Annotated in this window: 11 protein-coding genes; 9 read left to right on the forward strand and 2 right to left on the reverse strand. The window is 52.7% G+C overall.

Going from position 1 to position 12,437, the window contains the following annotated elements:
- Positions 1-203: 203 nt before the first annotated feature.
- The 3 genes from gap (at position 204) to tpiA (ending at position 3,415) form a co-directional block, all read left to right on the forward strand.
- Positions 204-1,223, forward strand: a complete 1,020-nt coding sequence (gap, locus tag WIH05_RS02210) for a type I glyceraldehyde-3-phosphate dehydrogenase (protein WP_022273852.1) — start codon at positions 204-206, stop codon at positions 1,221-1,223.
- Positions 1,224-1,323: 100 nt separating this feature from the next.
- Entirely contained in the window at positions 1,324-2,547 is a 1,224-nt protein-coding gene (locus tag WIH05_RS02215) for a phosphoglycerate kinase (protein ID WP_022273851.1), read from the forward strand.
- Between the two features lie 118 nt (positions 2,548-2,665).
- The gene (gene tpiA / locus WIH05_RS02220) at positions 2,666-3,415 is read left to right on the forward strand and encodes a triose-phosphate isomerase (protein WP_022273850.1); all 750 of its coding nucleotides are present in this window, start codon (positions 2,666-2,668) and stop codon (positions 3,413-3,415) included.
- An 8-nt stretch (positions 3,416-3,423) separates the two neighbouring features.
- On the opposite strand, the gene WIH05_RS02225 is transcribed toward tpiA, so the two are convergent.
- Positions 3,424-3,945 (reverse strand): TetR/AcrR family transcriptional regulator, encoded by a 522-nt coding sequence (locus tag WIH05_RS02225; RefSeq protein ID WP_337424916.1) that lies wholly within the window; start codon positions 3,943-3,945, stop codon positions 3,424-3,426.
- Positions 3,946-4,125: 180 nt separating this feature from the next.
- Between WIH05_RS02225 and WIH05_RS02230 the strand changes: the two genes are divergently transcribed.
- The 6 genes from WIH05_RS02230 (at position 4,126) to lysS (ending at position 11,170) form a co-directional block, all read left to right on the forward strand.
- Positions 4,126-5,025: a DegV family protein gene (locus tag WIH05_RS02230; RefSeq protein WP_337424917.1), complete on the forward strand. Its 900-nt coding sequence runs from the start codon at positions 4,126-4,128 to the stop codon at positions 5,023-5,025.
- A 2-nt stretch (positions 5,026-5,027) separates the two neighbouring features.
- Positions 5,028-6,569: a cardiolipin synthase gene (cls, locus tag WIH05_RS02235; protein ID WP_022273847.1), complete on the forward strand. Its 1,542-nt coding sequence runs from the start codon at positions 5,028-5,030 to the stop codon at positions 6,567-6,569.
- 112 nt (positions 6,570-6,681) lie between these two features.
- A complete protein-coding gene (locus WIH05_RS02240) occupies positions 6,682-8,061 on the forward strand; it encodes an MATE family efflux transporter (RefSeq protein WP_022273846.1) in 1,380 nt (459 codons plus the stop codon).
- A gap of 45 nt (positions 8,062-8,106) precedes the next feature.
- Complete coding sequence (locus WIH05_RS02245) at positions 8,107-8,526, forward strand: PPC domain-containing DNA-binding protein (RefSeq protein WP_022273845.1); 420 nt, start codon at positions 8,107-8,109, stop codon at positions 8,524-8,526.
- Between the two features lie 150 nt (positions 8,527-8,676).
- Positions 8,677-9,159, forward strand: coding sequence for a transcription elongation factor GreA (gene greA / locus WIH05_RS02250; RefSeq protein WP_022273844.1), 483 nt, complete (start codon positions 8,677-8,679; stop codon positions 9,157-9,159).
- A 22-nt stretch (positions 9,160-9,181) separates the two neighbouring features.
- On the forward strand, positions 9,182-11,170 hold the full coding sequence (gene lysS, locus WIH05_RS02255; RefSeq protein WP_022273843.1) for a lysine--tRNA ligase: 1,989 nt from the start codon (positions 9,182-9,184) through the stop codon (positions 11,168-11,170).
- Between the two features lie 131 nt (positions 11,171-11,301).
- Here the strand turns inward: lysS and ychF are convergent, their stop codons facing one another.
- A complete protein-coding gene (gene ychF, locus WIH05_RS02260) occupies positions 11,302-12,399 on the reverse strand; it encodes a redox-regulated ATPase YchF (protein WP_262427487.1) in 1,098 nt (365 codons plus the stop codon).
- Positions 12,400-12,437: the final 38 nt, after the last annotated feature.

Raw genomic sequence — 12,437 nt, forward strand, 5'->3', positions numbered from 1 at the left:
TTTCTTATTTGAAAAAAGAGGATATTTTTCTATGTATCACCAGTATAAGGAAAAAAGCAGCAAGTTGCAAGAAAAAACAAGAAGTTATTTCGAAAAAAAAGTCTTGCAATTTCCCGAAGAGTCATATATAATACATGCTAAATTGATTAATATTTAACAATCGAGGCTGAAATAACAGCAATCATTTTAGGAGGAATGAAAATATGGCAGTTAAAGTAGCAATTAATGGCTTTGGCCGTATCGGCCGTCTTGCTTTCAGACAGATGTTCGGCGCAGAGGGATTTGAGATCGTTGCCATCAACGACTTAACTTCTCCGGAAATGCTGGCACACTTATTAAAATACGACTCCACCCAGGGCAGATACGCACTGGCAGATACGGTTTCCTTCGGCGAGGATTCCATCACCGTTGACGGAAAAGAGATCAAGATCTACGCAAAGGCCAACGCAGCAGAGCTTCCGTGGGGCGAGCTGGGCGTAGACGTAGTGTTAGAGTGCACAGGCTTCTACACCTCCAAAGCAAAAGCACAGGCTCATATCGATGCAGGCGCTAAGCACGTGATCATCTCCGCTCCGGCAGGAAACGATCTCCCGACCATCGTTTACAACGTAAACCACGACCAGTTAAGCAAGGATGATCACATCATCTCCGCTGCTTCCTGTACGACCAACTGCCTGGCACCCATGGCAAAGGCATTAAACGATGCTTACCCGATCCAGTCCGGTATCATGTGCACCATCCACGCCTACACCGGCGATCAGATGACTCTGGACGGACCGCAGAGAAAGGGCGACAAGAGAAGAAGCCGTGCGGCTGCCATCAATATCGTTCCCAACAGCACAGGCGCTGCAAAGGCCATCGGTCTTGTTATTCCGGAATTAAACGGCAAGCTCATCGGTTCCGCACAGCGTGTTCCGACCCCGACCGGATCCACAACGATCTTAACAGCCGTTGTTAAGGGACAGCCCACAAAGGAATCCATCAATGAAGCTATGAAGGCTGCTGCCAACGAGTCCTTCGGCTACAATACAGACGAGATCGTTTCCAGCGATATCATCGGCATGAAGTACGGCTCCCTGTTCGATGCGACCCAGACCATGGTCCTTCCCATCGATGAGAATACTTCTGAGGTTCAGGTGGTTTCCTGGTACGATAACGAAAATTCCTACACAAGCCAGATGGTACGTACCATCAAGCACTTCGGTAAATTACTGAATGCTTAATTCTGGCTGGTTTTGACTCACTTAGGGTCCGGTCTGGAATGGACCGGACCCATTTTTTATGATATAATGGAATCATCGGAAAAATAAGGAGGAATGGAACATGGCTTTAAATAAGAAGACCATCGACGACATCAACGTAAAAGGCAGAAGAGTCCTGGTGCGCTGCGACTTCAACGTACCGTTAAAAGATGGTGCGATCACCGATGAGACGAGGATCGTGGCAGCTCTTCCCACCATTAAAAAATTAATGAACGACGGCGGAAGGGTGATCCTCTGCTCCCATCTGGGCAAGGTAAAGAACGGCCCCAACGAGGGCGAGTCCCTGGCTCCTGTGGCAAAGAGCCTTTCTGAAAAGTTAGGAAAAGAGGTCGTATTCGTAAGCGACTACCATGTAACCGGAGAAGCTGCTGCAAAGGCAGTAGAGGCCATGAAGGACGGCGACGTGATCTTACTTCAGAATACCCGTTTCCGCGGCGCTGAGGAGACAAAAAACGGCGAGGGATTCAGCCGTGAGCTGGCAGACCTGGCAGATGATTATGTATGCGATGCCTTCGGTTCTTCCCACCGCGCCCATGCGTCTGTGGCCGGCGTTACAAAATTCATCACAGAAAAGGGCGGCTCCAATGCAGTGGGCTATCTGATGCAGAAAGAGATCGAATTCCTTGGAAACGCCGTTGAGAATCCGGTGCGTCCCTTCGTTGCCATCTTAGGCGGCGCAAAGGTTGCCGACAAGTTAAACGTAATTTCCAATTTACTGGAAAAATGCGATACACTGATCATCGGCGGCGGCATGGCCTACACCTTCTTAAAGGCCCAGGGCAAAGAGATCGGAAATTCCCTGGTGGACGATTCCAAGCTGGACTACTGTAAGGAAATGATGGAAAAGGCAGAGAAGCTGGGCAAGAAGCTGCTCCTTCCAGTGGATACCACTGTGGTTTCCGCATTCCCCAGTCCCATTGACGCACCGGTTGACGTGGAATACGTTTCCACAGATGCCATTCCCGCAGATAAAGAGGGCGTGGACATCGGACCGGAGACATGCAAGATCTACAGCGATGCTGTAAAGAATGCGAAGACCGTAGTATGGAACGGACCCATGGGCGTATTCGAGAACCCGACCCTGGCAGCCGGGACCATTGCTGTGGCCAGAGCCCTGGCTGAGACAGACGCCACCACCATCATCGGCGGCGGCGATTCCGCAGCGGCTGTGAACCAGCTTGGCTTCGGGGACAAGATGACCCACATCTCCACCGGCGGCGGCGCATCCTTGGAGTTCCTGGAAGGAAAGGCACTTCCTGGAGTCGTAGCAGCCGACGATAAGTAGACCGGAAAAAAATACGGATTTTACGATGGGGACCACCCGTGAAAGACACCTGGCGCATCGGAGCCGAAGGCGGCCGATGCGCGTATAGGAAGGGTATGGATCAAGGAGGATAAATAAAATGGCAAGAAGAAAGATCATCGCCGGAAACTGGAAAATGAACATGACTCCCACAGAGGCAGTGGCCCTGGTGGAGACCTTAAAGCCCCTGGTAAAAACAGAAGAGGCTGACGTGGTGTTCTGCGTTCCGGCCATCGATATCATTCCGGTGGTAAAGGCCTGCGAAGGCACCAATATCGCCGTTGGAGCAGAAAATATGTACTTTGAGGAAAAGGGGGCATTCACCGGAGAGATCTCTCCCAGTATGCTTACCGACGCCGGTGTGAAATATGTGATCATTGGCCACTCTGAGAGAAGGGAATACTTCGCAGAGACCGACGAGACGGTTAATAAGAAGGTATTAAAGGCCTTTGAGCACGGCCTGACTCCCATCATCTGCTGCGGTGAGACTCTGACCCAGAGGGAACAGGGCATCACCCTGGACTGGATCCGCAAGCAGGTGAAGATCGCATTCCAGAATGTGACTGCAGATCAGGCAAAGACGGCAGTGATCGCTTATGAGCCCATCTGGGCCATTGGAACCGGAAAGACTGCCACCACAGAGCAGGCAGAAGAGGTCTGCGCAGCGATCCGTGCCTGCATCGGCGAGGTTTATGATGAGGCGACGGCAGAGGCGATCCGTATCCAGTACGGCGGTTCTGTGAATGCAGGAAATGCAGCTGAGCTGTTTGCACAGAAGGATATCGACGGAGGCCTTGTGGGCGGCGCTTCCTTAAAGGCAGATTTTGGAAAGATCGTAAATTATAAATAGCCCGGAAACTAAAATACCAGGACCTGGGAGCAGAATTCGGCCATAAAATCAATGGATTCCTTCCTCCCGCCCTGGAACCAGCGGACCACAATGGTGGAGAACGCGTCTTCCCATGCCAGATACCGGTACAGGGAGGCCGGCTCCCCATCGTGGTCTTTTTTTACGAGAGAATAGGAAGAGGTGAAGGCGGAGGTATTGAGCATATGCGCCTCCAGGAGAAGTCCGAACAGCATGGCGTGGTCCCATATATCCTGGAAGAAACAGCGGTACCAGAGGACTGGATCCTTCTGGAAGGTGGGATCGGAGAAGGAGGCAGACAGACTGTCGATAAAAGAGCGGCATACCTCGTTCAGGATCTCTTCCTTGGATTCATAATTGCGGTAAAAGGCTGTCCGGGAAACACCGGAACGGCGGACCAGCTCGGTGATGGTGATCTTTTCAAAGGGCTTCTGGCTCATGAGCTGGATCAGGGCGGTCTGGAGGCATTCCCTGGTGACCTTATTGGCTTCCTTATTAGATAGGTTTTTCATACGGTCTCCTTTTCTGGCTCTGGGGACGAGGTTACAAAAAGCGTATATTTTGTACAGGCATGAAAAAGAAACATTGACGGCCCCCAGCTATGATGTTACAGTTGTTACAGTAAGTTGGACGACACAAATGTATCATAGTGTATTATAATTGTCAATGAAAGGGAAGGAAAATAGAAATTTATGAAGCCAGTGGGGATTATAACAGACAGCTGCAGCGGAATCAGTCAGAAGGAGGCGTCGGAGCGGGGGATCTTTGTCCTGCCCATGCCGTTTTATATTGAAGGCCATTGCCTGTATGAGGGCGTAGACCTGGACAGGGATGAGTTTCTGGAAAAATTAAAGGAAGGAGCAGACGTCTCCACCTCCCAGCCGTCTCCGGCGGAGGTGACGGCTTTATGGGACCGGGTTCTGTCTGAGTATGAAAAGGTGTTGTATATGCCCATCAGCAGCGGACTCAGCGGCTCCTGCGAGACGGCATATGCCCTGACCCGGGACGAGAAGTATGAGGGGAGAGTCCTGGTGGTGGACCACGGCCAGGTGGCGACGCCTCTGCACCGTATGGTCCTGGACGCGCTGGAGCTGGTGGAAAAGGGGTATACGGCTGAAGAGATCCGGGAGCTTCTGGAGCGGGCATCGGACCAGATGATGATCTATATCGGCGTCCAGACTCTGGAGTATCTGAAAAAAGGAGGACGGATCACTCCGGCAGCAGCAGCCTTAGGCGCTGTGTTCAACATTAAGCCGGTCCTTAAGCTGGCCACGGGGAAGCTGGATTCCTTTAAAAAGTGCCACGGCTTTTTAAAAGCCAGAAAAATCATGATCGAAGCCATGAAGCAGGAGATCGAAACCAGGTTCCAGGAGGCATATGAGGCCGGGGCTGTCCATATCCTGGCGGCTTCCAGCGCATCAGAGGCAGAAACAGAAAGCTGGGTAAAGGAGATCGAGGCTGCATTTCCAGGAAAGCAGGTGATGTGCGATCCCCTGTCCCTGGGTGTCAGCTGCCACATCGGACCGGGGGGGCTGGGGATCGGCTGTGCCGTGAAGCCAGATTATGGAACGGTCCGCAAGAAAGAGGGATGAGTATGCGTGCAGAGCAGAAAACAGATGTAAAAAACAGCGTGGGCCGCATGGCCTTCGTGATCCTTTCGGTACTGATCCAGGCAGGCTGGATCCTGCTGATCGTCCTGCGGCTGAATCGGTATTCCTGGCTCATCGCACTGATCTCCACCATCGCTGCCATGGTGGTGGTGCTGCGGATCTATGCTTCCAGGGAAAATTCCGCCTATAAGATCCTGTGGATCATGCTGATCCTGGCGGCTCCTGTCATGGGCCTGTGCCTGTATCTGCTTTTAGGCCATTCCATGGTCCTGCGGTTCATGACAAAGCGCCATGGGGAGATCAAGGGAAAGCTGGCGGATCTGATCGCCCAGGATCCAAAGGTCCTGGAGGAGATGGATGGCCAGGACCGGGCTGTGGCCAACCAGTCCCGGTATATCAGCAATTTTGGAAAATATCCAGTATACCGGAATACGGACGTGGAGTTTTACGGCGACGCCTCCGACGGGCTGGAGGCCCAGAAAAAGGCCCTTTCAGAGGCAAAGACCTTTATCTTTATGGAATACCATGCCATTGAGGACAGCACCTCCTTTGCGGGGATCCGGGAGATCCTGGCCCGTAAGGTAAAGGAAGGGGTGGAGGTACGTCTCCTGTACGACGACGTAGGAAGCGTGGGCTTCATCAGCCCCGAATTCATTAAACGGATGGAGGCCGATGGGATCCAGTGCCGGGTATTTAACCCTATGGTACCCATGCTTCATGTGTTCATGAACAACCGGGATCACCGGAAGATCACAGTGGTGGACGGAAAGGTGGGCTTCACCGGAGGCTATAATCTGGCGGATGAGTATTTCAATCTGACAAGCCCCTACGGCCACTGGAAGGATACGGGCGTCCGGCTGGAGGGCGACGCCGTAAAGAATCTGACGGTTCTGTTCCTGGAAATGTGGAATTCCGTGAAGGTGACAGATACGGATTTTGCCAGGTATCTGCCGGATCCCGGTTATACGGCAAAGGGCCGCGGTTTTGTACAGCCCTACGGCGACAATCCCCTGGACGGCGAGCCTGTGGGTGAGAACGTATACATGAACGTGATAAAGAATGCCAAGGATTATGTATACTTTACGACGCCCTATCTGATCGTCAGCGACGAGCTGGGCCGGGAGCTGAGGCTGGCTGCCAAGCGCGGCGTGGACGTGCGGCTCATTACGCCGGGGATCCCGGATAAAAAGGCGGTGTTCCAGGTGACCCGGTCCTACTATGCGGGACTGGTGCGGGACGGCGTCCGGATCTATGAATATACGCCGGGCTTCATCCACGCCAAGCAGTGCGTCTGCGACGGGGAGACGGCGGTGGTGGGGACCATCAACCTGGATTACAGGAGTCTGTACCTGCATTTTGAAAACGGCGTATTCCTCTATGACTGCGAGGCCATAAAGGATATCAAGGCCGATTTCGACGGGCTTTTCCCCATCTGCCAGGAGGTAACGGAGGAATACAGGAGCGGCCGCTCGGCGGTCTTAAGGATCGGCCAGTGTATCCTGCGGCTGGCGGCTCCGCTGTTATAAAACAGGAACAGTCCGGCTGTTCTCTGACGGAAAATCGGAGAGCAGCCGGGTTGTTTTTTTTAAAAACCCATGCTAGAATAATAGCTATCAGAAAAAAAGGGGAATAAAAAGAATGGCTTCACTGAAGAAATTATTTGCACCCGTGGATATGACAGCGGGGAAACCATGGAAAAACATTGCACTTTTTACGATCCCGATGATCATCGGAAACATCGCGCAGCAGCTTTATAACACCGTAGACAGCATCGTCGTGGGAAAATTTGTGGGAGACAACGCCCTGGCGGCTGTGGGCAGCGCCAGTCCCATTTTTAACCTGCTTCTGGTGCTTTTCATCGGGATCTCGGTGGGGACCAGCGTCATGGTCTCCCAGTATTTCGGAGCCAGGGACAGGGAGCAGCTTTCCAGGACCATCGGCTGCTGTGTGACTCTGACGGCGGCCGCTTCGGTATTCATTATGATCGTGGGCTCCCTTGTGGTCCGGCCTCTGCTGGAGCTTTTACATACGCCGGCCAGCATCATCGACTGGTGCGCGTCCTATCTGACCGTCCTGTTCTACGGGATCGCCGGCGTGGCTTATTATAACATCCTGGGCGGCGTCCTCCGGGGACTGGGGGATTCCGTTTCCGCACTGGTATACCTGCTGGTGGCTACGGTCATCAACATCGTCCTGGATGTATGGTTCGTTGCGGGCCTGGGACTGGGAGTTTTCGGCGTTGCCCTGGCTACGGCCATTGCCCAGGCGGTATCGGCTATTCTGTGCTTTTGGAAGCTGGCAAGGATGAGCGAGCTTTTTGATATGAAGCCCCGGTATCTGAAGGCACATAAGGACAATGCCCTCAATATCATCCGTCTGGGGCTTCCATCGGGCCTGACCCAGGCCATCTTCTCCCTGGCCATGATCATGGTCCAGTCGCTGACCAACAGCTTTGGGGAGATGCTCATTGCAGCCAACGTGATCATCATGCGTGTGGACGGCTTCGCCATGATGCCCAACTTCTCCTTCGGCACCACCATGACCACCTATGCGGGCCAGAACGTGGGAGCGAAGCAGTACGACCGGGTGGAGCAGGGAGCAAAGCAGGGGACCCTCATGGCCATGGGGGTTTCGGCCTCCATTACGGCCCTGATCCTCATATTCGGAAGGTATTTGATGGGGATCTTCACCTCGACCACAGAGCTGGTGGATCTGAGCTTCTATATGATGCGGATCCTGGCCGTTGGCTATATCGCCATGGCAGTGACCCAGAGCCTTTCCGGCGTCATGAGAGGAGCCGGAGACACCATGACACCCATGTGGATCTCCCTGTTCACCACAGTTGTGGTCCGTGTCCCGGTGGCCTATGGGATCTCCTGGCTCACCAGAACGCCGGAGCTTCCCAATGGGCGCAGCGAGTGCGTGTTTATCTCCCTGCTCCTTTCCTGGACGCTGGGAGCCGTTATGACGGCTGTCTGCTATAAGAGAGGACGCTGGAAAAAGAAAGCGATCCAGTAAAAATGAAGCAAAGATACTATATAATATGGAAGGAGACCGTTGACTATGGAATACCGCAGATTTGAAAACACAGTGATCGTCCGCATGGACAGAAACGAGGACCTGTTTGCCGAGCTTAAGAAGGTGGCTCTTAAGGAGAACATAAAATTAGCCAGCATCAGCGCCCTGGGCACCTTCAGCCATATGAATGTGGGAGTTTACGATTTGGACCAGAGAAAATTTGTGGGCAACGACTTTGACGGTATGTTTGAGATCGTTTCCCTCACGGGTACCATCAATACCATGGACGGGGAGTATTACTGCCATCTGCATACGGCGGCCGGAGATAAAAACGGAAACGTGTACGGCGGCCATTTAAGCGCCGGAACCGTGGGAGCCACCCTGGAAATGGTCATCACAGTCATCGATGGGACCGTGGACCGGGTCAAGGATCCGGATACGGGGTTAAACATCTTTAAATTCTAAAAGGAATAGAGGCTGGATAGGATCCGGCGGGGCGGAATAAGGAAAAACGCTCCGCCGGATTCTTGACAATACCAGGGGTTCACGCTATAATACACTGGATGTTAGTATAAAGGGGCAGTTTGCCCTGAATATAAAGGAAGGTATGACGTCATGGCAGATAAGAAACACATTTTGACTTATGCAGGACTGAAAAAATATGAAGATGAGCTTCAGGATCTTAAAGTAAACCGCCGTCGTGAGATCGCCCAGAAGATCAAAGAGGCCAGAGAGCAGGGCGACTTATCCGAGAACGCCGAGTACGATGCAGCCAAGGATGAGCAGAGGGACATCGAGGCCAGGATCGACGAGCTGGAGAAGCTGTTAAAGAATGCAGAAGTCGTTGTTGAGGATGAAGTGAACCTTGACAAGATCAGCATCGGCTGTGTTGTCAAAGTATATGACGTGGAGTTTGAGGAAGAGATGGAGTTTAAGTTAGTTGGTTCCACTGAGGCCAACAGCCTTCAGAACAAGATCTCCAACGAATCTCCTGTGGGCCATGCGCTGATCGGCAGAAAAGTCGGCGACGTGGTGGATGTGGAGACCCAGGCAGGAATGCTCCAGTATAAGGTATTAGATATCAAGCGAGTGGATTAATTACTAAAAGGAGAGAAGAGCAGTGGCAGAGCAGGGAAACCAGAAGAAGGGAAACGGCCAGGAGCAGGATCTGAACCAGCTTCTCAAGGTGCGCCGTGAAAAGTTAGCAGAGCTTCAGGCAAACGGAAAGGACCCGTTCCAGATCACAAAATATGATGTGACTGTGCACAGCACAGATGTAAAAGAGCAGTATGCAGAGTATGAGGGGAAGGAGGTTTCCATCGCCGGACGTATGATGAGCAAGCGTGTGATGGGAAAAGCCTCCTTCTGCAACGTCCAGGACCTGAAGGGAAACATCCAGTGCTACGTATGCCGGGATGACCTGGGTGAGGACACATATAAGGATTTCAAGAAAATGGATATCGGCGATATCGTAGGGATCAAGGGTTTTGTATTTACTACAAAGATGGGCGAGATCTCGATCCATGCCCATTCCGTGACCCTGCTTTCCAAGAGCCTCCAGATCCTTCCGGAGAAGTTCCATGGACTGACCAATACGGATATCCGTTACCGCCAGAGATATGTGGACCTGATCATGAACGAGGATGTAAAGGATACCTTCATCAAGCGTTCCAGGATCCTGGCCGCCATCCGTAAATACCTGGCTGGCGAGGGCTTTATGGAGGTGGAGACTCCCATGCTGGTGTCCAATGCCGGAGGAGCTGCCGCAAGACCCTTTGAGACCCATTTCAACGCTCTGGACGAGGATCTGAAGCTCCGTATTTCCCTGGAGCTTTACTTAAAGAGACTGATCGTGGGCGGCATGGAGCGCGTGTATGAGATCGGCCGCGTATTCCGTAACGAGGGCCTGGATACAAGACACAATCCGGAGTTCACCTTAATGGAGCTTTACCAGGCATACACCGACTACCACGGCATGATGGACCTGACTGAGAACCTGTACCGCTTTGTGGCCCAGGAGGTCCTGGGAACCACAAAGATCGTTTATAACGGCATTGAAATGGATCTGGGACAGCCCTTTGCCCGTATGACCATGGTGGAAGCCGTTAAGAAATATTCCGGCGTGGACTTTGACGAGATCCATACCCTGGCAGAGGCCAAGGCTGCGGCCAAGGAGCACAACATCGAGGTGGAGGCCCGCCACAAAAAAGGCGATATCTTAAACCTGTTCTTCGAGGAGTTTGTAGAGGAGCACCTGGTACAGCCCACCTTTATCATGGACCACCCGGTGGAGATCTCTCCCCTTACAAAGAAGAAGCCGGAAAATCCAGAGTATACAGAGCGCTTCGAGTTCTTTATGAACGGCTGGGAAATGGCCAACGCGTATTCCGAGCTCAACGATCCCATCGACCAGAGAGAGCGCTTTAAGGCCCAGGAGGAGCTGCTGGCCCAGGGAGACGAGGAAGCCAACCACACAGACGAGGACTTCTTAAATGCCCTGGAGATCGGTATGCCTCCCACAGGCGGCATCGGCTTCGGCATCGACCGTATGTGCATGCTGCTGACTGACTCTGCTGCGATCCGCGATGTCCTGCTGTTCCCGACCATGAAGAGTCTGGACGCCGGAAAGAAGGAAGAGAAGAAGGCTGCTTCCTTAGACGCTGCCATGAACCAGGCTGCCGAAGTCCTTACACAGCAGCTTGAGGCCATGCCGGCAGCAAAGGCAGAGCCGGTGGACTTCTCCAAGGTAAAGATCGAGCCGTTATTCGAGGATCTGGTGGATTTCGATACCTTTGCAAAATCCGATTTCCGCGTGGTGAAGATCGAGGAGTGCGAGGCGGTTCCCAAGTCCAAGAAGCTTCTTAAGTTCATCTTAAACGACGGAACCGACCAGAAGCGCACCATCTTAAGCGGCATCCACGACTACTACGAGCCGGAGGAGCTGGTTGGAAAGACATGTGTGGCCATCACCAACCTGCCTGCGAGAAAGATGATGGGCATTCCCTCCGAGGGCATGCTGATCTCCGCTGTGTACGAGTACGACGGACGGGAAGGACTGAACCTGCTGATGCTGGACGATGCGATCCCGGCAGGAGCAAAGCTGTACTAAAATATAAGAAGGAAGTCCGCCTGCGGAACGTTTTTATAGCACAGAACGTACTTCCGATCACAAAAAAGGCTCTGGGGCGTTGGACCCCAGGGCCTTTTTAAATACAGGCAGATCTTTAAAACTGTCTATCTTTACACATTAAACCGGAATAATACAACATCTCCGTCTTTTACCACATACTCTTTCCCCTCGATCCGTACCAGTCCCTTTTCCTTGGCGGCAGAGTAGCTTCCGCAGTCCAGAAGATCCTGGTAGTTGACCACCTCGGCCTTAATGAAGCCCCTCTCAAAATCGGAGTGGATCTTTCCTGCGGCCTGGGGAGCCTTGGTGCCCACCTTAATGGTCCAGGCGCGGGTCTCCTTTTCACCGGCAGTCAGATAGCTGATGAGGCCCAAGAGACGGTAGCTGGCGGCGATGAGCTTTTCCAGACCGGATTCCTTTAAACCAAGATCCTCCAGAAATTCCTTCTTTTCGTCATCGTCCAGCTCGGCAATCTCCTGCTCGATCTGGGCGCAGATCACAAATACCTCGCTGTCATTTTCAGCGGCAAATCCGCGGACCTGGTTCACATACTCATTGGAAGCGCCGTCGTCGGCCAGATCGTCCTCGCTTACGTTGGCGGCAAAGATCACCGGCTTCCAGGTCAGGAGGTTTAAGGTGTTGATAAAGTCTCTGGTGTCCTCATCGTCACAAGGGAAGCTTTTTGCCAGTTTTCCGTCCTCCAGATGGGCCTTTAATGATTTTAAAAGCTCCACCTCCTTGGCCAGGGCCTTGTTGTTGGCAGCACCGCGGCCGTTTTTGGCGATCCGCCGGTCCAGGATCTCGATATCAGAGAAGATCAGCTCCAGGTTGATGGTCTCGATGTCGCGGAGCGGGTCCACGCTGCCGTCCACATGGATCACGTTGGGATCCTCGAAGCAGCGTACCACATGGACGATGGCGTCCACCTCACGGATATTGGACAGGAACTGGTTTCCCAGGCCCTCGCCCTTGGAGGCGCCCTTTACGAGGCCTGCGATATCCACGAATTCGATGACCGCAGGAGTGGTCTTTTCAGAATGATAAAGGTCTGTCAGCAGCTTTAAACGGAAGTCCGGAACCGGAACCACGCCCACGTTGGGGTCGATGGTACAGAACGGATAGTTGGCGGATTCCGCGCCGGCTTTTGTCAGAGAGTTGAACAGTGTGCTCTTTCCTACATTAGGAAGGCCAACGATACCTAATTTCATATATACTCATTCTCCTTCGATTTTTCCTTGATTTGCAA

Source organism: Alitiscatomonas sp. (assembly GCF_037242085.1).
Lineage (GTDB): Bacteria > Bacillota > Clostridia > Lachnospirales > Lachnospiraceae > Alitiscatomonas > Alitiscatomonas aceti.

What these genes read in the sequence shown, in the direction of transcription:
- gap (WP_022273852.1), top strand. Translation starts at nt 204, where the DNA reads ATGGCAGTTAAAGTAGCAATTAATGGCTTTGGCCGTATCGGCCGTCTT.
- WIH05_RS02215 (WP_022273851.1), top strand. Translation starts at nt 1,324, where the DNA reads ATGGCTTTAAATAAGAAGACCATCGACGACATCAACGTAAAAGGCAGA.
- tpiA (WP_022273850.1), top strand. Translation starts at nt 2,666, where the DNA reads ATGGCAAGAAGAAAGATCATCGCCGGAAACTGGAAAATGAACATGACT.
- WIH05_RS02225 (WP_337424916.1), bottom strand. Translation starts at nt 3,945, where the DNA reads ATGAAAAACCTATCTAATAAGGAAGCCAATAAGGTCACCAGGGAATGC.
- WIH05_RS02230 (WP_337424917.1), top strand. Translation starts at nt 4,126, where the DNA reads ATGAAGCCAGTGGGGATTATAACAGACAGCTGCAGCGGAATCAGTCAG.
- cls (WP_022273847.1), top strand. Translation starts at nt 5,028, where the DNA reads ATGCGTGCAGAGCAGAAAACAGATGTAAAAAACAGCGTGGGCCGCATG.
- WIH05_RS02240 (WP_022273846.1), top strand. Translation starts at nt 6,682, where the DNA reads ATGGCTTCACTGAAGAAATTATTTGCACCCGTGGATATGACAGCGGGG.
- WIH05_RS02245 (WP_022273845.1), top strand. Translation starts at nt 8,107, where the DNA reads ATGGAATACCGCAGATTTGAAAACACAGTGATCGTCCGCATGGACAGA.
- greA (WP_022273844.1), top strand. Translation starts at nt 8,677, where the DNA reads ATGGCAGATAAGAAACACATTTTGACTTATGCAGGACTGAAAAAATAT.
- ychF (WP_262427487.1), bottom strand. Translation starts at nt 12,399, where the DNA reads ATGAAATTAGGTATCGTTGGCCTTCCTAATGTAGGAAAGAGCACACTG.